Here is a 25183-nt window from a genome sequence, read left to right as displayed (position 1 = left end):
GAGGAAGTACTCCGAAAGCGTCTGCGGACAGGAAGATTACGTTCTTAGCTGCCGGAGCTGCGGAAACCGGACGAACGATCTTCTCAATGTGATCGATTGGGTAGGACACACGTGTATTCTCTGTCACGCTCTTGTCTGTAAAGTCGATCTTTCCGTCTGCATCCAGTGTCACGTTCTCAAGAAGAGCGTTTCTCTTGATAGCATTGTAGATATCCGGCTCGGAGTCTTTGTCCAGGTCTATAACTTTTGCGTAGCATCCGCCCTCGAAGTTGAACACGCCGTTGTCATCCCAGCCGTGCTCGTCGTCACCGATGAGAAGTCTCTTGGGATCTGTGGACAGTGTTGTCTTACCTGTTCCGGAAAGTCCGAAGAAGATAGCTGTGTTCTCGCCGTTCATATCTGTGTTTGCAGAGCAGTGCATGGAAGCGATGCCCTTCAGCGGCAGATAGTAGTTCATCATGGAGAACATACCTTTCTTCATCTCTCCGCCGTACCATGTATTTACAATTACCTGCTCGCGGCTTGTGATATTGAACATAACAGCTGTCTCTGATCCCAGTCCCAGCTCTTTGTAGTTCTCAACTTTTGCCTTGGAAGCATTGTAAACTACGAAATCCGGCTCAAAGTTCTCCAGCTCCTCTGCTGTGGGGCGGATGAACATATTTGTAACGAAGTGAGCCTGCCATGCCACTTCCATGATGAAACGGATTGCCATACGTGTGTCTTTATTGGCACCGCAGAACGCGTCTACAACGAAAAGTCTCTTTCCTGAGAGCTCGTTCTTTGCAATCTCTTTCACTGCATCCCATGCTTCCTGTGTAGCAGGATGGTTGTCATTCTTGTACTCGTCTGAAGTCCACCATACAGTGTCCTTGGAGTTCTCGTCCATAACAATGTATTTGTCTTTAGGAGAACGGCCTGTGTAGATACCAGTCATAACGTTGACTGCACCCAGCTCGCTGACCTGGCCTTTGTCGAAACCTTCCAGGTTCGGGTTTGTCTCCTCTTCAAACAGCATTTCAAAGGAAGGATTGTGAACAATTTCTGTTGTTCCGGTGATACCGTACTTAGTTAAATCGATATTTGCCATGTTACGCTCAACCTCTTTCTTTCTATAGTATATAGCTGCCTGTGATCCGGCAGCCCCGATATGCCAACATTATACAGGAAACGGTATAAAAAATCAACCACTAAATGTTAAGAGAGTAACAAAGACATGAATTTTTTTATTCCAAATCTTTTATTTTTTCGTTTTTTTTCGAAAAACAATGCCCAGTTCCAATAAAAAATGCAGGATTTTTGTTTTAATCCTGCATTTTTACGCCCTTCAAAAGAAGTTTCTCCTCCTTTATCCGCGTCTTGTATTCTTCATTTTTTCCACAAATCCACCATCTCTGTCCGTCCTGTGCCGCTCCCGTCGGATATTCACCCGGCCGCCTGGCAAAAAACTGCTGCACATTTTTGCGCATTTTCAGCAGGATAAAAGAAATTCTCCGCCCGCCAGAATAATGGCAGCCGTCTCCCGGGAGGACTTTTTTGGCATCCGTGCTCTCTTTTTTATAACATCAGAACCTGCCAAATGTCAGACTTTTCAGAAGTATGTATTGTTGGCTTTCTTTGTCCGGACTGCAAACCACACAAGAGCCACCATGGCAAGCACGATCACTGCAAAAATCGGTATTGGTATAGCGACCGCATAGGTGTTGATAAACTCCATCACGCCGTAGGCAACAAGGAGAACGCCCACCAGAAGAAGCTGGGTGGAAGTCATCTTAATGTAGGCCTCCACGTCTTTGCACTTCTTTGGATCTTCATCTTTGGGGAGCATGATCCCCTTGGGGATCTGACGTTTTCTGATCATCAGCATGTACCCGTAAATACAGTAGATGCCTGCGCCTACCCCCACAATACCGAAAAAACTTCCCATACCGTTCATATCTGTCCGCCTTTCCCTTCTATTTCTGTCCGTCCTGGCCGCTGCAGGACGCCCCAGGATCCCGCCTTATCACAGGCCAAGGATTTCCTCTACAGTCTCCTGCATCCTGTCTGCATCGCACTCGCGGCTGTGACGCACCTGGGCGTCCAGGATCTCCCGGATGGCCCCGGGCATCTCCACACCGGAGATCTGCTCCAGATCGGGAAGCAGTTCCAGCTCCTCTTTCTGGCCGTATTTCTTTTCATCGATTGCTGTGAGAACACTCTTCACAAATTTGTAGGGGCTTGCCGTGGAAGCCACCAGGCATTTTGTGGTGTCGCCGGTGTCTTTCTTGTACTGCTCGCACACGTGGGCCGCCACTGCTGTATGGGTGTCCATGACATACCCTGCTTTTTCGTAAGTCTTTCTGATCATATCAGCCGTCTCCGCTTCTGTAGCGTATCCTGCCGCGAAATCAGAAAGCTGCTCCCTCATGGCATCGGTGATGGTGTATTTTCCTTCCGTCTGAAGCTGCCCCATGAGATCCGCATCCACTTCGCCGTCCCGGCCGCAGATCTGGTAGATCAGACGCTCCAGATTACTGGAGACAAGAATATCCATGGAGGGAGATGTGGTCAGCATGAACTCCCGGTTCTTATCGTAGGTTCCAGTCTGGAAGAAGTCAAAGAGCACCTTGTTCTCATTGGAGGCACAGATCAGTTTCCCTACAGGCAGCCCCATGTGCTTTGCGTAGCAGGCCGCCAGTATGTTGCCGAAATTGCCGGTGGGAACCGTGATATTGATCTTCTCTCCCTCCTGGATCTCCCCGTTCTCGAGAAGTTTGCCGTAGGCATACACATAGTACACGATCTGGGGTACCAGGCGTCCGATATTGATGGAATTTGCGGAGGAGAACTGATAGCCCTCTGCCGCCAGCTTCTCTGCCAGCTCCCTGTTTCCAAAAAGCTCCTTCACCCCGCTCTGGGCGTTGTCAAAGTTGCCGTGAATAGCCACCACGTCCACATTATTTCCCTTCTGGGTCACCATCTGCAGCTCCTGCACCCGGCTTACGCCTCCCTTGGGATAGAAGACGATGATCCGTGTGCCCTCCACATCCGCAAATCCGGCCATGGCCGCCTTTCCTGTATCCCCGGAAGTGGCTGTAAGGATGACGATCTCCTTATCCACACCGTTTTTCTTTGCCGCCGTTGTCATGAGGTGGGGCAGAATGGACAGAGCCATATCCTTGAAAGCGATAGTCGCGCCGTGGAACAGCTCCAGGTAGTAGGTGTCGTCCACCCTGGAGATAGGGGCGATGTCCTCTGTGTCAAACTTGCTGTCATAGGCCCTGGCGATACAGCTCCTAAGCTCTTCCTCCGTGTAATCCGTAAGGAATTCCTTCATCACCACATAGGCCGTCTCCTGATAGGTCATGCCTTTCAGTTCCCCCAGAGACACCGGCAGCGCCGGGATCTTTTCCGGGACAAAAAGGCCTCCGTCCCCGGCCAGTCCCTGCAGAACCGCCTGGGAGGCTGTTGCCCTGATCTTCGGGTTTCTCGTGCTCATGTACTGTAAATTCATGTTCTTCACCTTTCTACCTCTTCCACTCTAAAGAAAAGGATTGCTTTATGCTTCTTTCCTGCTTCGGAGCAGGATAAACAGAACCGCGCTCACTGCCATCAGTATAGGATAGTAGAGATACGGGACGATATCGTAAGGCGTCAGCGCCGTCAGAGAGGCCGCCGAGAGAAGCTGCGCTCCGTAGGGGATCAGTCCCTGTCCGACGGAGGTAAATATATCCAGCAGGGAAGCAGACCTTCTGGGAGAGACGCCGTACTCCTCACTGATTTCTTTGGCAATGGGACCTGCCATAACAATGGCCACCGTGTTGTTGGCCGTGCAGGCATCCACCAGAAGGGCCAGCCCGGCAATGCCAAGCTCTGCCCCCTTCTCCCCCTTTATCCTCTTGTGAATCCACTGAAGGATAAACTGAATACCGCCGTACTCTTTTACAAGAGAGACAATGCAGGCCACGATGATGGAGATGACCGTGATGTCATACATGCCCATGACACCGCTGATCTCCTGCCCATTGATGGTGGTATTGCCGCCAATGGCCAGGAAAATCTGATTCCAGGCAAGGCTTCCTGTGGCGATACCTACGATCAGTGACAGGATCGTGCCACCGATCAGCACCACGAAAACATTAATGCCTATGAGTGCCCCCACCAGAACCAGTACGTAGGGAACCACTCTCCAGATGTTGAAGGTAAGGTCCCCCATCTCTGCTGTGCCGCCGTCTCTTGTGATAAACAGGAAAACAATGATCGTAAGGATGGCCGCCGGGAGCACAATGAGAAAATTCTCCCGGAACTTGTCCTTCATCTCACACCCCTGGGTCTTCACTGCCGCGATGGTGGTGTCTGAGATCATGGACAGGTTATCTCCGAACATGGCGCCGCAGACTACCGCGCCAATGCAGACAGCCATGGCAAATCCCGTCTTCTCACTGATTCCCACGGCGATAGGCGCCAGGGCCGCGATGGTCCCCATGGATGTACCCATGGACACGGAGATAAAACAGCCGATGACAAAAAGTCCTGCCACTGCCACACTGGGAGGCAGTATGGAGAGTCCCAGGTTAACCGTGCTCTCCACGCCCCCCGCCGCCGTTACGGCACCGGAAAATCCTCCTGCACACAGGAAGATCAGACTCATGGTAATAATGTTGTCGTCTCCCACGCCTTTCGCAATAATGTGGATCTTCTCATCAAAGCTGACTGACCGGTTCTGCAGAAAAGCCACACACAGGGCAATAAGAAATGCCACGATGGTAGGCATGGAATAAAAATCCCCCGTCACAATGCCCGAGCCAAGAAAGATTACAAGGAATACTACGATTGGCAAAAGGGCTGACGCTCTTCCTTTCTTTTCCATAACAATAATGATCCTTCTGTAAATTAGTTATTATTATTTGTATAGTTCACAAGGCCTCCTGCCGCGATGAGCTTCTGCATGAATTCCGGGAAAGCCTGTCCCTGGAACTGGGTCCCTTTTGTCCGGTTGTAAATGGTACCGCTGTCAAAATCCACTTCCACCTCATCCCCTGCCTCGATGTTTTTCGCAGCCTCGGGGCATTCGATGATGGGAAGGCCGATGTTGATGGCGTTGCGGTAGAAGATCCGGGCAAATGTCTCTGCGATGACACAGCTTACGCCCGCCGTCTTAAGGCACAGGGGCGCATGCTCCCTGGAGGATCCGCATCCGAAGTTCTTGTTTGCCACGATCAGATCGCCGGGCTGCACCTTCTTCACGAAATCCGGGTCAATGTCCGCCATGGCGTGGCTTGCCAACTCCTGGGGATCAAAGGAATTCAGATATCTTGCCGGGATGATCACATCCGTGTCCACGTTGTCTCCGTATTTAAAAACTCTTCCTTTTGCCTGCATTACATTTCACCTGCTTTCTCTGGATTGGCAATGTAGCCCGCGATAGCGCTGGCCGCCGCAGTCTCCGGGGATGCCAGATAGATGAGGGAGTCCACATGTCCCATCCTTCCCACAAAGTTGCGGTTCGTTGTGGAGACGCATTTCTCTCCTGCTGCCAGGACACCCATGTGGCCGCCCATGCAGGGGCCGCAGCTCGGTGTGTTGAAGGAGCAGCCTGCGTCGATGAAAATGTCCACCAGTCCTTCTTTGATACACTCTTTATAGATCTTCTGTGTACCCGGGATTACCATGACGCGCACGTCCGGGTGAACCTTGTGTCCTTTCAAGATGGCGGCTGCCCTTCGCATATCCTCCATCCGTCCGTTTGTACAGGAACCGATGACCACCTGGTCGATCTTGATGGGCTCCATGGCCTCGATCTCATCGATGGTCTTTGCATTGCCCGGAAGATGCGGGAATGCCACTGTAGGACGGACGCTGGACAGGTCGATCTCCACCACTTCATCATAGACGGCATCCTCGTCCGCTGTGTAGATTTTGTACTCTTTATCAGAATGTTCTTTTATGTACGCTTCCGCCAGGGCATCCACCGGGAAAATACCGTTCTTGGCACCTGCCTCGATGGCCATGTTGGCCATGGTGAAACGGTCATCCATGGAGAGGTTTGCAATGCCGTCCCCTGTAAATTCCATGGAGTTGTAGAGGGCTCCGTCCACGCCGATCTTTCCGATGATGTGGATGATGATTTATTTTCCGCTGACGTACCTGGACGGTTTTCCTGTCAGCACGAATTTGATGGCGCCGGGCACCTTGAACCAGATCTGCCCTGTGGCCATGCCTGTCGCAATATCTGTTGTACCCATTCCAGTGGAAAATGCGCCCAGAGCTCCGTATGTGCAAGTGTGGGAGTCCGCGCCGATGATACACTCGCCTGCTACCACGATGCCTTTCTCCGGCAGGATGGCATGCTCAATGCCCATCTGGCCCACTTCATAATAATGTGTCAGCTCCTGCTCCTTTGCAAACTCCCGCAGGGACTTTGCATTCTCTGCGGATTTGATATCTTTATTGGGTGTGAAATGGTCCGGAACGAGAACCACTTTCTCCTTGTCATATACCTTATCCGCCATCTGCCGGAACACCGGGATCGCCATTGGCCCTGTGATATCATTTGCCATGACTACGTCCAGGTCTGCCATAATGAGCTGGCCTGCTTCCACATGATCCAGCCCGGCATGGGCGGCAAGTATTTTCTGTGTCATTGTCATACCCATGATCGTATGCCTCCTTCTCTTCTTCGTATTAAAGTCCATTTTATCATGATAAAGTGCCAAGCGCAATAATCAATCCTTCAAGGGCAGCTCCACCCGGGCGGCAAATCCTCCCTTTGCGCTGTGCCCGATGTCCATCCTGCCGCCGTGGACCTGGGCGATCTGCCGGACAATGAGAAGCCCCAGGCCGTGGCGCTGGCCGATGACATTTTCATCGCACATCATATAGTGGGGCGCGTTGTTCAGCTCTTCCAGCTTCTCCTCCGTGACGCCTGCCCCGTCGTCCTCTATGGTAACCGAGCAGGTCTTCTCCTGCTGCTCCACGGTCACGTAAATGGTGCATCCTTCCGGATTGTGATTCATGCTGTTCTGGATCAGATTGCCTGCCGCCCGGGAAAGAAGGGCAGCATCGGCGTACACAAAGCAGGCCGGCACATCCTCCCTGGTCAGCCATTCCATAGGATATTTCCCCTCCGCGTCCATGTTGAGGAAATCCACCACTGTCTTTCGCATGAGAGATACCAGGCTGACGCTCTCCCTGTCCACAGGCTGCATGTTGTACTCCAGCTTGGAGGCCAGGTTCAGATCGTTGATGAGATTTTTCATCCGCTGGCTCTGGCTGCAGATCACCTGCGCTTTCTTCCTCTCTTCCCCGGACAGATGAGGGCTGTCCGCAAGCTGGGCTGCGTAGCCCATAACCATGGAAAGGGGGGTGCGGATATCGTGGGACACCCCGGCGATCCAGTTGGCCCGGGCCGTCTCTTTTTTCCGCAGATCCCGGTTCTTTGCCTGCAGGATCTCGGAGGTTTTGTTCACGCTCTGGGCGATCTCGGAGAGAAGGCCCTTTTTTCTGATGTAGGCCGTCCGCCCCTTTGAAAGCTTTTCAATGCCGTCCACAATGGGTCCCACGGATTTCAGAAGTTTCATGTCCGTCACCAGATAAATAAGAATGACCACCCCGATATCTGCCAGGATAATGGCCGCTGCAAGAGGAGGGAGGATCTCGATAAGCCCTCTGTCCCAGGACGGATACATGTGTTTCCAGAAGGATTCCTTCGGATAGCCCGCCACCACCACATCCCCGCCCCGGCTGGCCGGGAAGGTGGGATAGTCCTGCACATATCCCCTTGTGAGGGAGGCAATGTCCGAGGCACTGTAGGAGAGGGGGATCTCAGCCGGCAGATCTTCCGTGTGCCAGACCACCTGTCCAGTACCGCTCTGAATGAGCATGGCCCATGCCCCGGCCTTTTTAAGGCTCTCCTGCACCTGAGGCGCGAGGGCATAGCCTCCCTCCGTCTCGGAGAGCCCTGCAGCCACCTCCTCCGCCATGGTATAGGGAGAACCGTTACCGGCATATTTCACGGTAAAAGAAAAAAGGATAATCAAATCCAGCACCGGCAGGAGCAGACAAACGAGGAACATGCCCACCACCAGCCGGCGCAGGAGCTTCAGTGCGTTTTTCATCTATTTCCCCTCCACCATCAGTTTGTATCCCAGGCCCTTCACCGTGACGAGGGAAGCCGGGTGGGAGGGGTCTTTTTCAATCTTTTCCCGGATCCTTCGGATGTGGGCCATCAGCGAATTCTCATAGCCGTAGGGGTTATCTCCCCAGGCCGCCTCGCAGAGGGCGTCGATGGTGACGATCCGCCCGGCATTTCTGTAGAGGGCTGACAAAAGCTCAAACTCCTTGGCTGTAAGGGAGATGTGTTCCCCCTCCTTCACTACCTCGGCCCGTCCAAAGTCGATCTGGCTACCGGCAAGACGGACAAGGGGATCTTCATTTTTGTAGCTTCTCTTTAAGATCACGCCCACCCGCAGGATCAGCTCCTTTGGCAGGAAGGGTTTTACCATGTAGTCGTCGGCTCCAAGGCCCAGTCCTTTAAATTTATCTTCATCCTCACCCCGGGCCGTGAGAAAGAGCACCGGGTAGTCTCCCATTTTCTTCAGCTTCTCAAACAGGACAAAGCCGTCCCCGTCGGGCAGCATCACATCCAGGATAGCCAGCTCCGGCCGGAAGGCGGCCGCCTCCTCCAGAGCTTCTTTTACAGTCCCGGCTGTCCGGATCTGCCGGTAGCCTTCCTCTTTTAATCCGGTTGGCATCCACGAGATCCGCTCTCTCATCCGTTCCCTGCCAGAGAAGCTGGGCTGCACCGTCCTTGTATCCTCCCACCTGCTGCCGGAGATCGAACTGATGGCAGACGACGTGGGGATCTTAAACCGGGGGCGGCTCCTCTTTGAGGGCAGCATGGAGAACCTGCGGGAGACGGCAGCCATGAAGGGTCTGCCCTCCGACAACCTGGAGGAGACCTTCCTGGCGCTGGTGGACGAGGACAACAGGAAACGGAGGCCTATGTGATGATGATCGGTATCGAACTGAAAAAACTGAAATCCACAGGATTTTTTACATCCTTTTTCGCCGGCGGCATACTGGCCGCCCTGGTCCCTGTGGCAAACACCGCTTTCCGGACAGAGCTTTTTACTTCCATGGAAGGGTCTCCCCTTTCCATTCTCCTGGATGCCAATCTGCAGATGATGACCATGCTGTTTCTGATCCTTATCATCTGCGGCGCCTGTCTCATGTACCACAGCGAGTACGCGGATCACGCCATGCGCCGGATGCTGGCCCTGCCCCTGCACCCGGAGTCCCTTTTCTTTGGCAAGGCGCTGATCCTGGCCGCGGGGCTTCTCTTTCTTCTGGTTCTCTCCAGCCTCTCTCTTACTTTCTGCACCCTGCACTGGTTTGAGATGCCGGAAGACTTTTTCCCGGAGCTTGCAAGAAACATGGGGTTCCTTCTGCTCCTTACACTGCCCACCCTGCTGTTTATGCTTCTGGCAGCCTCGGCCTGCCAGAATATGTGGGTGAGCCTTGGCATCGGCGTCATCTTCATGTCCATGGGGACTGTCCTGCCGAAGGGGCCTTTCCTTCTTACACTGGTTCCCTTTATCACACCTTTTAAGACATTTTATGCGGCCGGAGGCGACGCAGGGCTCTACGCGGTCTCATCCTGCGTAGAACTTCTGCTTCTTTCGCTGGCCGCCTGCCTGTTCATTCGCACAAGGAGGTATACACTATGAACCTGTTTTCACTGACACTGACAGAAATAAAGAAGACCCGGCACTCAAAGATCCTGGTCCTTCTTTTCATCCCTCTTGTGATCCTGTGGATCCCCAACATCGTCAACGCAGACATGAGCCTTTCCCCTGTTATGGAGGGCATCACACCGGAAAACAACTTTTTTATCCAGAGCTTCATGGGCTTTGCCTGGTTCATCTTTCCGGCCAGCATCATTGTGTGTACTGTCCTTCTCCAGCAGTCGGAGCGGACCAATAAAGGGATCTTAAAGATGCTGGCCCTGCCGGTGCGCCCCAGTCTTCTTTGCATGGCCAAGTTCCTGGTGCTTGTTCTCCTTTCTTTCGTCCAGATAGCAGCCATGACCGGGCTCTACTTTCTCTGCGCCCGGATCGCCTCCGCCTACGTGGACTATGATCTGATGGTGCAGGCAGAGCAGGTTCTTAAGCTGTCCGGAACCCTTTTCCTGTCCTCCCTGCCCATGATGGCACTGTACTGGATGATGGCTGTATGTCTCACCACACCAGTCTTTTCCATCGGCCTGGGACTTGGCACCATGGTGCCTTCAGTGCTTATGATCAACGCAAAAATCTGGTTTCTGTACCCGCCCTGCTATCCCTTCTACGTAGTCATGACAAACTATTTAAAACTGTCCACAGATCCGGGCCGCAAGTTAGACCTCATCCCCTGGATCCCTGCAGCAGCCGCCCTGTCCATCCTGTGCCTTCTCATCGCCTGCCTGGCATTCGGCCACGCAGAAAGAAAATAAAAACCAAGACCAAAAATGACAAAAGGAGTGATTGATATGTATACACCAGAAACCAATCCCACAAAGACGGCTCTCCTGACCGCCGTCTGCACAGTCATGGTCTTTCTCCCCTGGACCATCTTCCCTCTGCGCACCCAGCCCTGGGCGCTGGAGATCCCGGCGGCCGGCATAATCATAGCATGCTATGCAGTTTTTATGATATTCTCCGGAATATTTACCATCATATGTTACTCAAAATTCCATGTGCAGAATGTGCTGATGAAAATCTGCGTGGTCATCAACCTTCTCTACGCCATTTTCGGCGTGGCAGTTCTGGGGATGATGGCGGCGACAGCGGCGTGACACATATAAAGATACCCCCCTGCGGTCTTCTGTGTCCGCAGGGGGCATCTTTTTTAATTTCCTCCATTTTTCTATTGCCAGATTGCTTTATGTCAGTTATAATAAAAGCCACTCAACGGGAATATCTTTTTCCCTCATGTCATTTTCAAATGACATTCTTTTATTCAATCGGCGGTTTCCGCCTTTTGTTCCCTTTTATATGAGCTCTTAAAAGGTTGCAGCTTTCTGTTTTTATGTCTATAATGGAGGTGTAACATTTGAAATCAAACTTCATAAATACTGATGAATATCCCGAGGCAGACAGGCAGTACAAGGACCGGCTCTTCCGTTTTGTCTTTCAGAAACCGGAAGACCTTCTCTCCCTCTACAATGCCGTCAACGGCACCGACTACAAAGATCCAGACGCTCTGGAGATCAATACCCTGGGTAACGTCCTGTACCTGTCCATGAAAAATGACATTTCCTTCCTCGTCAGCGGCACCCTCAATCTGTACGAGCACCAGAGTACCTGTAATCCCAACATGCCCATGCGGGGACTCTTCTACTTTTCCAAACTGTATGAGAAGTACATTGCCGTCCAGGACATCAACATCTACAGCAGCGCCGCCAAGACCTTCCCTTTCCCCAGACATGTGGTCTTCTACAACGGGACAGCGGAAGAACCGGACAGGAAAGTCCTGCGGCTCAGCGATCTATACGAGACAGTCCCAGGGGACAGCCATCCCTCCCTGGAGTGCGAGACGCTGATGCTGAACATCAATTACGGACACAACAGGTCTCTCATGGAAAAATGCAGGAGGCTGTGGACACCTGCATCCGGGACGGGATTCTGAAGGATATTCTGACAGAGCAGAAATCGGAGGTGATCCAGATGGTTCTGGAGACGTTTGACCAGGAGAAATATGAAAAGGCCATGCACCAGGAGGGCTATGACGACGGGTATTCTGACGGCAGAAAAGATGGATATTCCGATGGTAAAAAAGACGGGTATTCTGACGGCAAAGCAGACTTGTTTCTGGAGCTGGTCCGCAAGAAACTGGCAAAAGGAAGGTCCCTGGAAGAGATCGCCCGGGAACTGGAGACAGACCTGGAAACAATACAGAAACTGACAGGTCAGATATAAGTACAAAGGCAGGCCAAAACTGCCATTGTGGGGGGGCGTCCTCACAACGGCAGTTTTTATCCCTGTCTCTTTCTGGCCACCCTCCACAACTTCCACTTTTCTGCTCTACAACTTAGAATTTATCTATTCAAAACCGTTGTCCTCCGCCCTATTTAGTTTTGTGCTTGTTCAAAAGTATTTCACATATAATTACTGTCGCACAGAATACAAGAATTAAGTACCATAGATTTTCAAGGCAAAACCCATTATCTGACATCAAGCGGTATCCCCAGGAAGCGGGGAAAAAACGCCCTATAGCTTCAAGAAAATCGGGCAGCAAAGTAACAGGGAACATAATCCCCGAAAGCATAATCGAGGGTAAAAACACAAGCTGCGCTATCATTGTCAGCTTTGCCTGATTTTTTACAGCCAATCCTAATATACTTCCAATACTCAGTGACACTACGATGTATATGGCAAGCGCAAGAAAGAAAAATGGAAGCTGTACTGGCAAGGCCGCCTCAAACAGTATCGGAGCAAGCAGTAATATAATGGCACAGCTAATCATCAAATGCACAAATGCAGAAAGGAACATCGTAACAAGACCTAAATATAAAGGGACTCCATTTGCTTTATAAACCTTTTTTACATCACTTCCATATGTTTCAATCAATGATGGCGGCAACCCAATAAACGCTCCCATTGAAACGCTCATCACAATCATAGATTGTATCAGTGTGCTTCTCATTTCAGGCATAACAGAAGTAAAAATACCACCCATAAGCAGAAAGAAAATAAGAGGAACGATATAGCAGGTTACCAACAAAGATTTACTGCGTATATCCAATTTCCACTGTAATGTTACGCCATATAAAAAGCTGTTCATCCTGCTTCCCTCCTTGCCATTTCAATAAAATGCTGTTCCAGCGTGCCACGATCAACTTTAATATCTAATACATGGATTTTTTTCTGTTTTAATTCGCCCAGTAAGGAAATCAAAGTGTCTTCAATATTGTCCGTTTCAAAAGTGTTATCTCCCTGCTGCGTCTTGATATGGATAAAATATTTTCTCGCAACCTTATCGGTCAGTTCCGAAGCTGTACCGCAAAAGACAATATTTCCGTTATTCAAAATAGCAATGCGGTCACATAAGGTTTCCACTTCCGCCATATCGTGACTTGCCAGGACGATTGTTTTTCCGTGTGATTTGAGCTTTCGGATTTGTTCGTGGAGCGATAGTCTCCCCTCGACATCAAGTCCCGCAGTCGGCTCATCAAGAAAAATAACATCGGGATTGCCTATAAGCGCAAGGGCAAGATGTAACCGTCTTTTCTGCCCTGTGGATAATTGTATATACTGCTTCTTTTCCATTTCTTTGATACCAAGACCGTTAAGCATGACATCATCAATTTTTGTTTTATTCCATTTTGCAAACAGCTTTACAGCCTCCATTGGCTTGATATGGGCGGGCAAAGATGATGATTGCAGCTGAATACCCATTTTCCCCTTTACAGTAATCGCACCACTGTCATATTTTCTTAGACCCTCGATACATTCAAGCGTTGTCGTTTTTCCAGCTCCGTTTACGCCGAGCAGAGCGAAAATTTCTCCTTTTTCAATCTGAAAATCAAGTCCTTTAAGAACCATATGACTTCCATAACTTTTCTTTAATTTACGAACTTGTATTGCGTCTTTCACGGTTTCACCTCCCCAAAAGGATTTGTTCCAAGTCTTGAGAAATAGACTTGCAAAGCTGGCTCTAAATAATCGTTAACGATTTTCTGCCTTTCTTCCCAGGCGTTTGTGGCAGTATCAATGTTACCGACTTCCACCAATTTCGGAAGCATACTCATATCGCCATTTGTAAACTCCATAATCAAGCCCCAATATTCTTTTACAACCTGTTGGCATTTTTCGCTTTCAGGCGGTACATTTTCTTTTTGAAGCTGTACAATTTCATCACTTAGGCGGTTAAATCTGTCCATAAAGTCTAAGCCGCTTTCCTTATCAAATTGACTGCGTATATGATCGAGCGTATCATCATCAAAACGCTTAATAAGATAATAAGAGTCATTCTTCATTTGTAGATTGACAATAATATCTGCATACTTCTTAAAGTTGACCGTCTGCATTTGTAAAACTTCTGCTTTTAGCTGTTCTATTGCTGACAATGAAGCCTGAAGCTGTTCTATTTTTTGGCGTATATCATCTGCCTGCTCTGTAAGAGCATTTGCAACATCAGCCGGTGTTTCCAAAGAAATCAACCGCTCTTTTATATCGTCCAAAGAAAAGCCCAGTGATTTCAAAGATATAATCTGATGAAGTGTAATCAAATCTTTATCGGTATAAAGTCTGCGTCCGCCTTTGCTTTCTGCCGATGGGGAAAGAAGTCCTTCTTTATCGTAGTATTGCAGAGTACGGACGGTGACTCCCATTTTCTTTGCCACTTCTCCAACTGTCATAAACCCTTGCGGAATTGCTCTGTATTTTGCCATAATTATTTACCTCCTGGCACCTATTATAAATCATTACGCAGCGTCACAAACAAGACCTTTTTGAAAAAATTTGAGGCGGCAAAGATTTTTCTCTGCCGCCTTTCTGTAATTATGCGAAGATAATACTCAAGTTTTATAGCAATTTGGATTACAAACTATAAGCCATTTATCTCAACAACTTCCAGTTTTTCGTTTTTCTTGATAATGCCAATGTTTTCTATTAGCGACACGACACTCTCATTAAAACAGTCTCATCTGCTCATACTCTACATATCTTTTCAGCTTCATAAGTAAAGATATTATTCATAATTTACTATAATCTTTTTGCAATGATCACAACGATATGCTGCTATTCGGTCTCCGAGCGTTCTTGCAACCATATCTGGATCCGTATTGAGACGTAAAGTTTCCTCACCATCTTTCCAGACCAATGCTGGTCCACTACCCACAGCATGTAGCTGGCCTTCACGCATTTTTCTCTCACAATATGGACACTTCATTTATCACGCTCTCCTTTTCCCTGGATATTATTTCTGACGGTTCCCAGATAGTTCTCACCGTCCCGAATCATGGTCATCAGACGTTCCTGCTCGTCTTTCAGCATCTGCATCCCGGTTTCAGTGATAAGATAGGATTTTCTCCTTCCTGCTTCCGTTGTTTTTTTAATAATGTTATTTTCCTCAAACTTTGACAGCATGGCGTATAATGTCCCCGGGCCGACCTTGATCCTGCCATTTGATATCTGCCGGACGCGGTCCATGATATCAACACCACAGCATTCCTGGGTCAGCGCAAGAAGGATATAATACATAGGTTCCGTCAATGTCTGAAATTGTTCCCTGGCCATCTGATCCCCTCTCTTTCAGTTCGTATCTTTCAGAAGATTAAGCGTTTCCAGAGTCAGTTCTATCTGATCAGCAGCCGGAGGCGTATCCGCATAAAGAAACAGCAATGCATCTTCATAACGTGCACAGGTAGCAATACCATTCTTATTTCTGCGCACCTCCAACGCTTTCCACGGGCGAGGATCTGTCTCCTTTGTCCCCTTATAATACATAGTATCTGTCTCTGTTTCCCAGATTTTATGCAGAACCCATGCATATTCAGAGCGATAGACATTATAGGAAAGTTCATTTTCTTCCAACTCTTCATTCGGCCAGATCACGGTTCCCTGCAGCCGGCTTCCGAAGAATGATTTCTGATAGGAGTATTCCGCATGATCGGGCTCTCCTTTCATCTCACAATAATCCGCCTGGGTGAGTGGCAACCGTGCCAGTGCTTTGCGGTTTTCAGCAGGCCCGTTTTCTGTAAAGGCTACCGCAGTGACTACCATAATCATCAAGAACACAAGTATAGCTCCGCCTCCGACCTGTACCCACCAGTTTGTTTCTCTGGATGGCCGGAACCAGAGGACTACCGCGGCAAAAGCCAGTAAAACTAATAGTGAACCGGCCAGCACCAGACCAGCCTTCGGCATACCGACACATGCAAACAGGGCTATGACTCCAACTTCCAACAAAATCACAAGGATCCATTCCATAACACGACGAAATGGCTGCCTCTCATATGCAACCGGCCTCCCCTCTCGAAGCGCGCGTTTCCCTCTAACCGACCAGAGGATGGTCCGTCCAAACTGCAAAAGCCACCCTGCAGCCATCAGAGTCACAACCAGAAGTATCCACAGATAGGGAGGGAAGAAGATCCAGTCTGAAAATTCACTGCCCAGTGCACGGATCCAGAATTCCGCTGTTAAGAGCAGCGGCACGAACAGGTCAAAAGCCAACTGACGCCACTCAGCTTTCCGTACATTGGCAAATCGTTCTTCTTCTGTGACGATTGGCGGCGCATCCGAATCCATGCGGCGGAAGATACAGAACTTGCGCTGTCCATCGATCAGTTCCCATCCAGCGACTCCACAGTAATCTGCGTATTCCACCGCCTGTCTCTCGGGCTTCAGGTCCATCTCACTGCCTTTGGGAAACACTTCCACGCAATACGTAATATCAACCGGCTCACCTTTTTCAAACAGCAGTCCCATCTGCCATTTTTTAAAATGCCATCCATCAAGCGACATCTCGTGCAGATATTCAGCAAATGCATCGCACTCTGTATAGCGAAAACTGTGGAACACCCGGCGTATCTTACCAGCCTGTACCTGTTTTTTCTTTCTTCCCATCTCAGTCACCTCCTGACTATCTGCATTGAACACAGTAATTATCGAGTATCGATATTTCTACTTTTATAATAATATCGACACTCGATATTGGCAAGTTCAACCTGCGTCATCCCCTTTTCCCTACGAAGTTTTGCTATCATACTTCCAGTTTACTCTACTCGTCCGATAGTTTCCCCGGTTAAGTTTCCGTCTCGACAAAGAAAAGGGGATCCACAGTTTCACTTTCACCTGTTCTTCCATCCCCGGCCTTTTCCATTTCCACCATTTCCGTCCTGTCCGCTGCCGATTTCTGTACCATCAGAAACACTGCTTTCACCGCCCGTTAAACTCTGAATCAGATCCAGGATCTCCCGCATGGACATATCCCGGATTTCTTCTGCGGTAACGGATGGATCAAGCTCCTGCAATTCTAAAAATGCCCGGTATTTTCCGTAGGAAAGCCCCAGCTCGTGGGCCTCCTCCACTTCCTCCGGTTTTGCCAAATAACAGTAGGCGTTTCTTTCTCCGGCAGTACAGGCCCGGACATCAGAAAGGATCTTCTCAGTCTGGTCTTTATCGTCCCCGACAACGGTAACCGTCAGAACACCGTCATTTGACAGCAGCGTCGCCACTTTTTCATTCTCCAAAACCTGGTTCACTGCCTCGGAATATCCCAGATTCCGTACATTAAGGGAGCTCGCCAGTTCATTACCGTCATCATTCCATCCCTCAACGGAAACCACCCGGTCAAATCGATTGACAGCCAGTTCAATGGAGGGATTAATATCCATGCTGATCTCTGCAGTCGGGGTGAAGTACAGCCAATATCCTCCCAGAAAAAGGAGAAGCATACAGGCTGCGGCCGGGAGGAAAGCTCTGAAACCTGCTTTTTTTGCCCGTTTATAGCCGTTTGTTTTCCGAAAAACATACTCCTTCGTCTTTTGCTTTAATTCTTCTTCGGCCTGCACCTGATCCAGCGCACTTTTCAGCCTGTCATTCATCTTCCTCACCTCCCAGCTTCTCCCGGAGCAGTTGCTTGGAACGGTTCAAAATCGTATAAACCGTATTCACATTTTTTCCCAGGATCCGGCTGATCTCCGGGGCCGTGTACCCTTCATAGTAATGCAGATACACGGCATCCTTATATTTGACGGGAAGCGACAGGACCGCCTCCAGAACTTCCCGGTGATTCGGCGGCATTACAGCCGGCTGTTCCATGATATCATCCAGCGAAATCGTGCGGCTGCGAAAAAAATTTTTCAGCAAATCCTTGCAGGCGTTTACGGTGACACGGAGGATCCACGCCTTTTCATGTTCCGCACTTTCAAACAATACGGAACTAAGGGCATATTTCAAAAAGACTGTCTGAAATATGTCCTCAGTATCCGCATGATTTTTTAAATGGATCATACAAAGCCGCCGGACCATATCCGCATACTGTTAAACTGCCCGGTTGACCTCCTGTTCACTCCGCATCGTATCCCCACCTGCTATTTCCTATCTTCCACGTCCGCCGCGAAATCCTTTGCCCTGTCCCGCTCTCTGTCTGGCGTCATGGTCGCAGACTCCATCGTGATCCGCATCTACATAATTTCCCCTGCAGTTATTTTGCGAGAGGCCTTCTTTTTGATCACTGGCATAGTTGTCACAGATGCCATCCTGGTTAGCATCCGTATAATTTTTCCCGCCTCCCTGGCCAGCCGCAAAAACACTGGTTGTGCCAGCAGCCAGTACCACAGCAGCCAACAAAACGCCAGCCCATGTCCTTTTCAACCGTTTACTCATACATCATACCTCCTGTCATTTTGAATAACCATATCCGGTTTCATCTATAACACGACCAAACAGGAGGAATCCATTCATTTTATTCTGATCTTTTTTCTATAATGTAGGACTGTAAGCTTTTCTGGCAGCCATTTTTCTCATAAAATGCTTCCACTCCCGGCTGTGCGCCAAAGAATAACATACTTGGCGTATGTTCTCTGGCAAGCGCAAGAAGTCTGCTGCCTATGCCCTGTTTCTGGTATTCCGGCAGAACCAGCAGCTCTGTAATAGTTCCAAAAAAATACCCGTCTGTAAGAATGCGCAGGCAACCCACAAGTTCATTCTGATCATAGGCTGTAATATTCAGAGTCTTTGTCAGCGCTTCCTGGGTACGCTCCATATCATAATCGCCCTTCCATATCCGATTGACAAAGGGAAGGAAAACCGAAGCGGTAAGCTCTCTGTCATTGATTTTGTATTCCATATCCCACCTCCGTGATCTTATCTCTGACAGGCATGTGCAAATTTCAAAAGTCCGAACACTTCACAAAATTCTATTTACGGTCAGATCCAGATCGTTCTTTTCTGTTTGGTTTTCTTTTAACAGCCAGCAATTTCATATAATCCTCAAACTCATCCGCATTGACCGGTTCAAACATGACCCACTTCCCATCGCGATAGGTTTTTGCCTCATCATACTGCCTGCATACAGAATCAGAAAGAGTATGCCGTATCTCTTCAAATTTTGTTCTTTCATCTTTTCCAAAGATGATCATAAATCCAATACAATTCCTTTTCGCATACAGGCAGCAAAGTGTTTTGCCACCTCTGCGGTATTTATACTCGTAAGTCCAATCTTTGCCGCCAGTGTTCCACAACTGTTCCATTTCATACTTCTCATCAATAGCCGCACACAGCTCCAGCCAGACATCAGCCAGCGATTGCCCGAGCAATTCTGTCATTGTTGATTTGGATGGTATATTCTCAAGCATGGTCACCCCTCCCTAAATTCAGTGTTGCAGTCTCTCTTAGTCTTTCATTTCCAGACAGCTACATTCCAACAATCTTCCTGACAGTATTGGCCGTCCTGATTGTCAGTTTGCCGGCGATGCCAGCACTGGCTGTTTTTGACCACCAGTTTGTCTTCTGATAATCCTTCCGGACAAACGACCAGAAGATCGCACCACCATATTCCAGGATCTGCTCCAGTTCTTTCTTAGGTTCTCCGATTTCGGCATACACATCAGAAAATGTGGCGGGTGATATGATGAATATCAGATTATCGTATATTTCCTTATCTTCTCCGCCCCACCAGTCCGGTGCATTCTGCAAAATATCTTCCAGTCTCTCCTTTAAGATAACGAAAACAGGGACGGCAAACCCAAACTGCTCCTCTACCATTGTTTCAATCTGCTCTGCAAGCTCGTCTGTATTGTCCTCCCCGCTTGAAAAAATCACATTTCCACTGTTCAGATATGTCTTGACTTCCGTAAACCCATGATTTTCAAAACTCTTCTTTAGTTCCGCCATCGGGATCTTATTTTTGCCGCTTACATTGATCCCCCGTAAAAATGCAATAAATCTTTTCATAGAAATATTTTACACTCTCCTTATTGTTCATTATGCACCTCATTATTTTCACATACAGGCAGCGGAAGTTTCAAAGCAGATATCTTACAATCATTGCAGCCCTCACAATAGGTTTTTCAGCTTTTCTGTTATATTGTCAGTTCCTTTTAACCCAGTCATGGGAACTTTGATGTTTCCCTCGGAAAGCCGATGGGAAATCTCCTCCATAAACAGTCCCATCCCCGGGATTTCAGCATTATGATCCGACGTTGTACTGACACCGCAATTAGGAGAGCGATCTGCTCCGATAATTCCCACAATATCAAATCCATGTTTCCTGTATTCCAGGATCTGATCCACTACATACTCTGCTAATTTTGTCAGTTTCCTGCACGGATCTCCTTTTTTCATTTCTGCACGTATCCGGGTGTTCTCTACGACCACCGGGCTGTCCGCGCCATAAATATTTCCCCTGTCAAGGCCCAGGCAGGTCAGCTCCGGACAAGGCATCTGAACAATACCAATATCAGCCTCAAGAAAAAAATCGACAACTTCCTTGAACGCAGCCGGATAAACTGCCGTGCCATCCGAAATGGCATTCTGGTTTAAAAAACAATGTGCAATAAATACAACTCTCTTGCTTCTTCCATCTTCAAACATATCCCACCTCCGCAGATCTTCTGCAATCTACAAAATACTGTTCAGCAGTATCCCAACAAAAATTGAACCTGCTCCCACGATCACGAACATCGTTCCCACCACACACTGGATAAGCTGGCCGCTCTTTTTGATGTAAGAGGACTTCGGATTTTTCAAGTTGTAAATGACACTGCATTCATTTCCCTCAACGAAAATGCCATTTGAGGTCCACCCTGTGTTTTGCATATATCTTATTCCGCATACATCGTACTCAAATACAGCCCTTGTACTTCGTCCGTCTGTTTCAATCCTGGTGATCCTGCCTGTTGTCCGGCCTTTGTATTTTATAAATTTGATATATCTGGGAACAGAAACAATAAGTCCCACCACTAGAAATAAAGCTCCCATGATCCAGAATGCTATCATAGCTGTCTCCCGCATTTCTACTTAAGTTCAAAAAGAACCTTCTCATAATCCTTCACGTAGTATCTGATATTTTTTCTTCCTCTCTCAACAACCGTATGCCCCTCTGCCTCCAGCTTTTCTTTCTGAGCAGCGATACCACCCGGGTATTTTGCGTTCAGCTCCCCGTTTGCCTTCAATGTTCTCCAGTAGGGCGTCTTATCCTCCGTCCGCTGATGACTTGCCCAGGCTGCAATAGATACAAAAATGCCTGCCGTGATCGGGTCTGTAAAATCAGCGCCATTCTCTTCTGCCAGATATTCTCTGATGGCGCCGACAGTAATGACTTTTCCCCGGGGAACCTTTTTCATAATCTCATCGTAGGTGACCGGAGGGGCAAAAAACATCTTTTCCCCGCCGTACTTTTTGATCGTAGCCTGGTCTGTGACGATCTGTATTCTGGGCATATCCGTGTCTTTGTGGAGCATTGCGTTAAAATCTTTCTTCTCTTCATTTGCCATGTCTCTCACCTCTTGCATTCATTATACAGAAGCATAATATCTCATACAATGAGACGGTTTAAAAAATTTCCCCTTTTTTATATCTGCTATTGAAGCGTAACATTTAAGCAGCGCAAATAACAAGAGAGCAGGAAAATCCTGCTCTCTTTCCAAACGATAATCCATTTTTCACAGCAGCAGTGTGACCAGATCATCTCTCGTCATACTCTGCCAAATATTTTTTCACATAGTCCACGTCGGACGGGCAGTCCAGGTAGTCGCTGCCGTACTTCTGACGGGTCTCCGCACCTTTTCCTGTGACAAGGAAGAGGGTCTTGCCCTCAGAACTCTCGATGGCAGCCTTGATCGCCTCTCCCCGGTCCTCGATCATCTCATATGGACAATTCTGCGCCTTTACATACTGGGCAATATCAGCAGATATGTCTGCCACTGGCTCATATCCCGGATCTTCTGCCACAAGATAGACTTTCTTTGCGTACTGTCCGGCCACAGTCCCAAGATCGCGGCGGCGGATCAGGGCCTTCTTTCCCGGGCATCCAAAGATTGCGACAATATCGTAATCCGGATACTCCTCTTTCATAGAAGAGAACAGTTTTTCAAAGCTCAGTTTATTGTGGGCGTAGTCCACGATAGCGATCTTGCTTTTATCTCTGCTGGCATAGAGTTCCATGCGTCCGCTGGACCGGGCCCTCTCAAGACCGGAGTGGATATACTCCCGCGGGATGCCCAGCTTTGTGGCCGCCGCTATGACGCCCAGGGCGTTTTCCACATTGAAAAGTCCGGGCATGGTGAGGACAAACTCCTCGTCAAAATCTGCGCATTTCACAGAGAACAGCGTCTCGTGCCCGTCTTTTCGGATATTGTAGGCGTAGAAATCTGCCTCCGGGTTCTTCGTGCTGAAGGTAAAATACTCTTTCGCGTCTTTGGCGTATGTCAGGATACGCTCAATATGATCTGCGTCCAGGTTGACAAAAGCCCGGTCCGCCTTGGCAAACATCCTCATCTTGGATGTGAAATAGTCCTCAAAGTCTTCGTGTTCGATGGGGCTGATGTGGTCCTCCGAGATATTGAGGAAGATAGCCGCATCAAACCGCATATCGTCCACCCGGTGATATTTCAGCGCCTGGGATGAGACTTCCATCTCTGCGTACTCAATACCGCAGTCCAGCGCATTTCTCAGGTGCTGCTGCAGCTCCACTGCCTCCGGTGTGGTGATGTGGGACTCCACCAGGCTCTTTCCGTCATAGATGTCAATGGAAGAAATGACGGCGCTCTCTTTTTTCCCCAGAGCCTCCATGTAATCATCCACCACAGCCTTCATGTAGTAAGCGGAGGTAGATTTTCCTTTTGTACCGCCGATTCCTGTCACCACCAGATTCTCCCAGGGACGGTTGTAGAAGAAATTGGCCAGCACGGACATGGCCTCCCTTATGTCTTTCACAAGGATACAGGGCACCTGCTGCTCCAGGTCAAAGGCCTTCTCACTGATATAGCAGACAGCTCCCCGCTCCACTGCCTCCCGCAGATAGGTCATCTTGAAAGCCGCGCCCTTGCAGATGAACATGGTGTCAGCCCCTGCCTCTTTTGAGTTGTAAGTAAGGTTGCGGATCACATGGTCCTCTTCCCCCTCCACTCTGTTCTCCAGGAGCATACCCCTCTTTTCAAGCAGCTCCACATAATCCTTCACGGTATAATACTGCATCTTTCCCATTTAACTGATCTCCCTCAATGATTTTCTTATGTATGTTTTTACTGGTTTTATTGATATTCTGCCCCTGAGCGCAGGATGGCCTCCCGCACCAGCACATCCATGGCATCCAGACATATGGTGGGTATCTCGTGCTTGCCCTTGAACACAGAGAGCTCGGTACAGGCCAGGATCACTGCATCGCAGTTCTTTCTCATAAACTCACTCATAACCCGGTCAAATTTGGCCCGGTCTCCTCTCTTTCCGCTCTTAATGTCATCATAGATCAGGGACATCACATCTCTTTGCCGCTCCGGTGAAGGTTTTACCGGCGTCACGCCCAGCTTTCGGCATTCTTTGTGATAGATCCGGGAACCGATGGTCCCGTCTGTCCCCATAATGCCGATCCGCTTCACATCCGGGAGCTCTCTCACTGCATATGCCACACTCTCATGGATCATGTCAATGATAGGAATGGACACAGCCTTTTGGATCTGCTCATAATAATAGTGGGATGTATTGCAGGTGATGGCAATATTGGCTGCCCCCAGCTTTTCCAGTGTCCTTGCATCCTCCTGCAGCATATGGACCAGCTTTTCGCTGTCCCCGCTCTTGATGGCCTCTGTCCGGTCCGGTATATCCGCATGGCTGAGAATCACCATGTTGATGTGATCCTGGTCTTTCTGCGCCTTTGTGTGGGCGATAACATTCTCATAGAAGTAGCTGGTGGCCTCCGGCCCCATGCCTCCGATCACGCCAAGTATCTTTTTTTCTTTTCCTTCTCCCATTGGCTCTCCCTTATTATTCCTGACAGTTTACTGGTAATATTTGTTGAAATAGCCGTACTGTTTCCAGTGTGTTTTCAGCATCCTAAGGAAACGCATAGGCTTCAGATCGCCCCGCATGAAGACAGGATTGACCATTTTCCCCTCTTTCACAAGCTTCTTCATCTTCGCCACCATGGCCGGATCTTTCACGTGCTTGTAGGCAACGCCCTTTGGCACTGTCATCCAGAGATGCTCCTCTGTGGCCTCCTCATAGGGCAGTTCCCGGTTGTAGATGTAATCCTCCACAAAGTATTTTGCCACATTGAACCCGGAGCCTGTCACATAGTAGTTGCTGCGCCCCTGTCTTGTGTTGATCTCAAAGAAACGGTAGGTACCGTCCCTCTTGTCATATTTGATATCAAAGTTGGAAAATCCCACATAGTGGAGATCCTCCAGAAGATTTTTCACTCTTCCCATGAGCTCCTGATTTGGCTCTGTGATGATGACCGCATGGTTGCCCAGGCCGTGGGGAGTATGTTCCTCAAGAAGCACATGTCCCAGGCACATCATCTTCACCTTCCCGTTCCGGTCAGAGTAGGATGTGAGGACCCTCATGTACTCGTCATTTCCCGGGATCATGTCCTGGATGATCAGATCATCGTCATATCCCGCATCGTAGATCTGGGTAATGATCTCCTCCAGTTCCTTCCTGCTGCCCGGCTTGTAGATCTTGTTCTGTGTGGGGAACGGGTGCTCCCAGTAGGCGATGCTGTTGGACGGTTTCAGGATCACCGGATAAGGGAAATCACAGGCAAAGTCAAGCCCCATCTCCTTCTTATATACAATGGTCTTTGGATAATCCACGCCGTGCTTCTCGCAGAGCTGATAAAACCGCTCCTTCTGCTGCAGGCTGTCCATCAGATCGAAGTCGATGTAGGGAGCAATGACATTGTCCGGCAGCTCGTTTTTATGACGGCTTGCCAGCGCCACATAGCTGTCCCCGCAGCCGATGAGCAGGATTTTCTTATCCTTATGCTCCCCGGCAAAACGACTGATCCTCTCCAGGAAATAGTCGTCCGTATCGATCTTCGGATTACCCTCGTATATCGTGATCTGGCTGTTGAAGCTGGGGCCTGTCTGGTACTTGCCAAAGACGTATGATTTTACCTGATACTGCTGGTAAAATGCCCGAGCCACACTGTAAGTATTAATATCCCCGCCAAGCAGGACGGGAATGAATTCTCTTTCTTTAAATTCCATGATTTC

The 25183-nt window shown here is 49.0% G+C and carries 31 protein-coding genes and 1 pseudogene; 6 read left to right on the top strand and 26 right to left on the bottom strand.

Annotated features, from left to right (window positions below):
• From Q5911_RS09030 to Q5911_RS08995, 8 genes and pseudogenes are all read right to left on the bottom strand, one after another.
• Positions 1-1090: phosphoenolpyruvate carboxykinase (ATP) (locus Q5911_RS09030; RefSeq protein WP_303182438.1), on the bottom strand; the 1090-nt coding region annotated here is incomplete at its 3' end.
• Between the two features lie 501 nt (positions 1091-1591).
• The gene (locus Q5911_RS09025; protein ID WP_076776332.1) at positions 1592-1936 is read right to left on the bottom strand and encodes a hypothetical protein; all 345 of its coding nucleotides are present in this window, start codon (positions 1934-1936) and stop codon (positions 1592-1594) included.
• Positions 1937-2005: 69 nt separating this feature from the next.
• Positions 2006-3496 carry a threonine synthase gene (gene thrC / locus Q5911_RS09020; protein WP_076780702.1) on the bottom strand — a complete coding sequence of 497 codons (1491 nt, stop codon included), beginning with the start codon at positions 3494-3496 and terminating at the stop codon, positions 2006-2008.
• 45 nt (positions 3497-3541) lie between these two features.
• The gene (locus Q5911_RS09015; RefSeq protein WP_303182437.1) at positions 3542-4852 is read right to left on the bottom strand and encodes a Na+/H+ antiporter NhaC family protein; all 1311 of its coding nucleotides are present in this window, start codon (positions 4850-4852) and stop codon (positions 3542-3544) included.
• A 23-nt stretch (positions 4853-4875) separates the two neighbouring features.
• Positions 4876-5364, bottom strand: a complete 489-nt coding sequence (gene leuD / locus Q5911_RS09010; RefSeq protein WP_076776330.1) for a 3-isopropylmalate dehydratase small subunit — start codon at positions 5362-5364, stop codon at positions 4876-4878.
• Positions 5364-6638 (bottom strand): annotated as a pseudogene (gene leuC / locus Q5911_RS09005) (3-isopropylmalate dehydratase large subunit). Before leuC ends, leuD begins: the two are co-directional and overlap by 1 nt.
• A 69-nt stretch (positions 6639-6707) precedes the next feature.
• Entirely contained in the window at positions 6708-8099 is a 1392-nt protein-coding gene (locus Q5911_RS09000) for a sensor histidine kinase (protein WP_303182436.1), read from the bottom strand.
• Positions 8100-8756 carry a response regulator transcription factor gene (locus Q5911_RS08995; protein ID WP_303182435.1) on the bottom strand — a complete coding sequence of 219 codons (657 nt, stop codon included), beginning with the start codon at positions 8754-8756 and terminating at the stop codon, positions 8100-8102.
• A 70-nt stretch (positions 8757-8826) separates the two neighbouring features.
• Between Q5911_RS08995 and Q5911_RS15030 the strand changes: the two genes are divergently transcribed.
• The 6 genes from Q5911_RS15030 to Q5911_RS08965 all read left to right on the top strand — a co-directional run bounded on the left by Q5911_RS15030 (position 8827) and on the right by Q5911_RS08965 (position 11939).
• Positions 8827-8991 carry a hypothetical protein gene (locus Q5911_RS15030; protein ID WP_331592247.1) on the top strand — a complete coding sequence of 55 codons (165 nt, stop codon included), beginning with the start codon at positions 8827-8829 and terminating at the stop codon, positions 8989-8991.
• The gene (locus tag Q5911_RS08985) at positions 8991-9710 is read left to right on the top strand and encodes an ABC transporter permease (RefSeq protein ID WP_303182434.1); all 720 of its coding nucleotides are present in this window, start codon (positions 8991-8993) and stop codon (positions 9708-9710) included. The genes Q5911_RS15030 and Q5911_RS08985 overlap by 1 nt, the downstream gene beginning before the upstream one ends.
• A complete protein-coding gene (locus Q5911_RS08980) occupies positions 9707-10474 on the top strand; it encodes an ABC transporter permease (RefSeq protein WP_303182433.1) in 768 nt (255 codons plus the stop codon). The genes Q5911_RS08985 and Q5911_RS08980 overlap by 4 nt, the downstream gene beginning before the upstream one ends.
• A 36-nt stretch (positions 10475-10510) precedes the next feature.
• Positions 10511-10816 carry a hypothetical protein gene (locus tag Q5911_RS08975; protein WP_303182432.1) on the top strand — a complete coding sequence of 102 codons (306 nt, stop codon included), beginning with the start codon at positions 10511-10513 and terminating at the stop codon, positions 10814-10816.
• Positions 10817-11073: 257 nt separating this feature from the next.
• Entirely contained in the window at positions 11074-11649 is a 576-nt protein-coding gene (locus Q5911_RS08970; protein ID WP_303182431.1) for a hypothetical protein, read from the top strand.
• Entirely contained in the window at positions 11619-11939 is a 321-nt protein-coding gene (locus tag Q5911_RS08965) for a hypothetical protein (RefSeq protein ID WP_303182430.1), read from the top strand. The genes Q5911_RS08970 and Q5911_RS08965 overlap by 31 nt, the downstream gene beginning before the upstream one ends.
• Before the next feature lie 148 nt (positions 11940-12087).
• On the opposite strand, the gene Q5911_RS08960 is transcribed toward Q5911_RS08965, so the two are convergent.
• The 18 genes from Q5911_RS08960 to Q5911_RS08880 all read right to left on the bottom strand — a co-directional run bounded on the left by Q5911_RS08960 (position 12088) and on the right by Q5911_RS08880 (position 25177).
• Positions 12088-12804 (bottom strand): ABC transporter permease, encoded by a 717-nt coding sequence (locus Q5911_RS08960; RefSeq protein WP_303182429.1) that lies wholly within the window; start codon positions 12802-12804, stop codon positions 12088-12090.
• Positions 12801-13616: an ABC transporter ATP-binding protein gene (locus Q5911_RS08955; RefSeq protein WP_076776314.1), complete on the bottom strand. Its 816-nt coding sequence runs from the start codon at positions 13614-13616 to the stop codon at positions 12801-12803. The genes Q5911_RS08960 and Q5911_RS08955 overlap by 4 nt, the downstream gene beginning before the upstream one ends.
• Positions 13613-14413, bottom strand: a complete 801-nt coding sequence (locus Q5911_RS08950) for a MerR family transcriptional regulator (protein WP_083582458.1) — start codon at positions 14411-14413, stop codon at positions 13613-13615. Before Q5911_RS08950 ends, Q5911_RS08955 begins: the two co-directional genes overlap by 4 nt.
• Positions 14414-14712: 299 nt before the next feature.
• Positions 14713-14913, bottom strand: coding sequence for a PF20097 family protein (locus Q5911_RS15025; protein WP_442913337.1), 201 nt, complete (start codon positions 14911-14913; stop codon positions 14713-14715).
• Positions 14910-15260: a PadR family transcriptional regulator gene (locus Q5911_RS08945; RefSeq protein ID WP_076776307.1), complete on the bottom strand. Its 351-nt coding sequence runs from the start codon at positions 15258-15260 to the stop codon at positions 14910-14912. The genes Q5911_RS15025 and Q5911_RS08945 overlap by 4 nt, the downstream gene beginning before the upstream one ends.
• A 15-nt stretch (positions 15261-15275) precedes the next feature.
• On the bottom strand, positions 15276-16589 hold the full coding sequence (locus Q5911_RS08940) for a DUF2812 domain-containing protein (protein ID WP_083582457.1): 1314 nt from the start codon (positions 16587-16589) through the stop codon (positions 15276-15278).
• Positions 16590-16813: 224 nt separating this feature from the next.
• Positions 16814-17569, bottom strand: coding sequence for an anti-sigma-I factor RsgI family protein (locus Q5911_RS08935; protein WP_303182428.1), 756 nt, complete (start codon positions 17567-17569; stop codon positions 16814-16816).
• Positions 17562-17996 (bottom strand): RNA polymerase sigma factor, encoded by a 435-nt coding sequence (locus Q5911_RS08930; RefSeq protein ID WP_303182427.1) that lies wholly within the window; start codon positions 17994-17996, stop codon positions 17562-17564. The genes Q5911_RS08935 and Q5911_RS08930 overlap by 8 nt, the downstream gene beginning before the upstream one ends.
• A 69-nt stretch (positions 17997-18065) precedes the next feature.
• Entirely contained in the window at positions 18066-18353 is a 288-nt protein-coding gene (locus tag Q5911_RS08925) for a hypothetical protein (protein WP_303182426.1), read from the bottom strand.
• Between the two features lie 79 nt (positions 18354-18432).
• On the bottom strand, positions 18433-18816 hold the full coding sequence (locus Q5911_RS08920; protein WP_076776300.1) for a GNAT family N-acetyltransferase: 384 nt from the start codon (positions 18814-18816) through the stop codon (positions 18433-18435).
• Between the two features lie 70 nt (positions 18817-18886).
• Positions 18887-19324 carry a DUF3788 domain-containing protein gene (locus Q5911_RS08915; RefSeq protein ID WP_303182425.1) on the bottom strand — a complete coding sequence of 146 codons (438 nt, stop codon included), beginning with the start codon at positions 19322-19324 and terminating at the stop codon, positions 18887-18889.
• 58 nt (positions 19325-19382) lie between these two features.
• Positions 19383-19922, bottom strand: a complete 540-nt coding sequence (locus tag Q5911_RS08910; protein ID WP_303182424.1) for a DUF1697 domain-containing protein — start codon at positions 19920-19922, stop codon at positions 19383-19385.
• A 102-nt stretch (positions 19923-20024) separates the two neighbouring features.
• Positions 20025-20561 carry a CD3072 family TudS-related putative desulfidase gene (locus tag Q5911_RS08905; protein ID WP_303182423.1) on the bottom strand — a complete coding sequence of 179 codons (537 nt, stop codon included), beginning with the start codon at positions 20559-20561 and terminating at the stop codon, positions 20025-20027.
• A 27-nt stretch (positions 20562-20588) separates the two neighbouring features.
• Positions 20589-20966: a DUF3592 domain-containing protein gene (locus tag Q5911_RS08900; RefSeq protein ID WP_076780700.1), complete on the bottom strand. Its 378-nt coding sequence runs from the start codon at positions 20964-20966 to the stop codon at positions 20589-20591.
• A 17-nt stretch (positions 20967-20983) separates the two neighbouring features.
• On the bottom strand, positions 20984-21463 hold the full coding sequence (locus tag Q5911_RS08895) for an MGMT family protein (protein WP_303182422.1): 480 nt from the start codon (positions 21461-21463) through the stop codon (positions 20984-20986).
• 190 nt (positions 21464-21653) lie between these two features.
• On the bottom strand, positions 21654-23174 hold the full coding sequence (locus Q5911_RS08890; RefSeq protein WP_303182421.1) for a Mur ligase family protein: 1521 nt from the start codon (positions 23172-23174) through the stop codon (positions 21654-21656).
• Positions 23175-23221: 47 nt separating this feature from the next.
• The gene (locus Q5911_RS08885) at positions 23222-23938 is read right to left on the bottom strand and encodes an aspartate/glutamate racemase family protein (RefSeq protein WP_303182420.1); all 717 of its coding nucleotides are present in this window, start codon (positions 23936-23938) and stop codon (positions 23222-23224) included.
• A gap of 27 nt (positions 23939-23965) precedes the next feature.
• Positions 23966-25177: a carboxylate--amine ligase gene (locus tag Q5911_RS08880; RefSeq protein WP_226394285.1), complete on the bottom strand. Its 1212-nt coding sequence runs from the start codon at positions 25175-25177 to the stop codon at positions 23966-23968.
• Positions 25178-25183 lie beyond the last annotated feature (6 nt).

This window comes from Lachnoclostridium phocaeense, from assembly GCF_959599685.1.
In the GTDB taxonomy this organism is placed as follows: Bacteria; Bacillota; Clostridia; order Lachnospirales; family Lachnospiraceae; genus Claveliimonas; species Claveliimonas monacensis.
This window is presented reverse-complemented; position numbering and strand designations above follow the sequence as displayed.

Excerpts from the sequence above, each read along its gene's own strand:
- Q5911_RS08950 (WP_083582458.1), bottom strand. The coding sequence starts at position 14,413 with ATGGCAAAATACAGAGCAATTCCGCAAGGGTTTATGACAGTTGGAGAA.
- thrC (WP_076780702.1), bottom strand. The coding sequence starts at position 3,496 with ATGAATTTACAGTACATGAGCACGAGAAACCCGAAGATCAGGGCAACA.
- Q5911_RS15025 (WP_442913337.1), bottom strand. The coding sequence starts at position 14,913 with ATGAAGTGTCCATATTGTGAGAGAAAAATGCGTGAAGGCCAGCTACAT.
- Q5911_RS09015 (WP_303182437.1), bottom strand. The coding sequence starts at position 4,852 with ATGGAAAAGAAAGGAAGAGCGTCAGCCCTTTTGCCAATCGTAGTATTC.
- Q5911_RS08980 (WP_303182433.1), top strand. The coding sequence starts at position 9,707 with ATGAACCTGTTTTCACTGACACTGACAGAAATAAAGAAGACCCGGCAC.
- Q5911_RS08930 (WP_303182427.1), bottom strand. The coding sequence starts at position 17,996 with ATGGTCCGGCGGCTTTGTATGATCCATTTAAAAAATCATGCGGATACT.
- Q5911_RS08900 (WP_076780700.1), bottom strand. The coding sequence starts at position 20,966 with ATGATAGCATTCTGGATCATGGGAGCTTTATTTCTAGTGGTGGGACTT.
- Q5911_RS08975 (WP_303182432.1), top strand. The coding sequence starts at position 10,511 with ATGTATACACCAGAAACCAATCCCACAAAGACGGCTCTCCTGACCGCC.
- Q5911_RS08910 (WP_303182424.1), bottom strand. The coding sequence starts at position 19,922 with ATGAAAAGATTTATTGCATTTTTACGGGGGATCAATGTAAGCGGCAAA.
- Q5911_RS08915 (WP_303182425.1), bottom strand. The coding sequence starts at position 19,324 with ATGCTTGAGAATATACCATCCAAATCAACAATGACAGAATTGCTCGGG.
- Q5911_RS08920 (WP_076776300.1), bottom strand. The coding sequence starts at position 18,816 with ATGGAATACAAAATCAATGACAGAGAGCTTACCGCTTCGGTTTTCCTT.
- Q5911_RS08960 (WP_303182429.1), bottom strand. The coding sequence starts at position 12,804 with ATGAACAGCTTTTTATATGGCGTAACATTACAGTGGAAATTGGATATA.
- Q5911_RS08985 (WP_303182434.1), top strand. The coding sequence starts at position 8,991 with ATGATGATCGGTATCGAACTGAAAAAACTGAAATCCACAGGATTTTTT.
- Q5911_RS08935 (WP_303182428.1), bottom strand. The coding sequence starts at position 17,569 with ATGAATGACAGGCTGAAAAGTGCGCTGGATCAGGTGCAGGCCGAAGAA.
- Q5911_RS08905 (WP_303182423.1), bottom strand. The coding sequence starts at position 20,561 with ATGTTTGAAGATGGAAGAAGCAAGAGAGTTGTATTTATTGCACATTGT.
- Q5911_RS15030 (WP_331592247.1), top strand. The coding sequence starts at position 8,827 with ATGGCAGACGACGTGGGGATCTTAAACCGGGGGCGGCTCCTCTTTGAG.
- Q5911_RS09025 (WP_076776332.1), bottom strand. The coding sequence starts at position 1,936 with ATGAACGGTATGGGAAGTTTTTTCGGTATTGTGGGGGTAGGCGCAGGC.
- Q5911_RS08895 (WP_303182422.1), bottom strand. The coding sequence starts at position 21,463 with ATGGCAAATGAAGAGAAGAAAGATTTTAACGCAATGCTCCACAAAGAC.
- Q5911_RS08890 (WP_303182421.1), bottom strand. The coding sequence starts at position 23,174 with ATGGGAAAGATGCAGTATTATACCGTGAAGGATTATGTGGAGCTGCTT.
- leuD (WP_076776330.1), bottom strand. The coding sequence starts at position 5,364 with ATGCAGGCAAAAGGAAGAGTTTTTAAATACGGAGACAACGTGGACACG.
- Q5911_RS08925 (WP_303182426.1), bottom strand. The coding sequence starts at position 18,353 with ATGAGTAAACGGTTGAAAAGGACATGGGCTGGCGTTTTGTTGGCTGCT.
- Q5911_RS08945 (WP_076776307.1), bottom strand. The coding sequence starts at position 15,260 with ATGGCCAGGGAACAATTTCAGACATTGACGGAACCTATGTATTATATC.
- Q5911_RS08995 (WP_303182435.1), bottom strand. The coding sequence starts at position 8,756 with ATGAGAGAGCGGATCTCGTGGATGCCAACCGGATTAAAAGAGGAAGGC.
- Q5911_RS08880 (WP_226394285.1), bottom strand. The coding sequence starts at position 25,177 with ATGGAATTTAAAGAAAGAGAATTCATTCCCGTCCTGCTTGGCGGGGAT.
- Q5911_RS09000 (WP_303182436.1), bottom strand. The coding sequence starts at position 8,099 with ATGAAAAACGCACTGAAGCTCCTGCGCCGGCTGGTGGTGGGCATGTTC.
- Q5911_RS08885 (WP_303182420.1), bottom strand. The coding sequence starts at position 23,938 with ATGGGAGAAGGAAAAGAAAAAAAGATACTTGGCGTGATCGGAGGCATG.
- Q5911_RS08940 (WP_083582457.1), bottom strand. The coding sequence starts at position 16,589 with ATGGGAAGAAAGAAAAAACAGGTACAGGCTGGTAAGATACGCCGGGTG.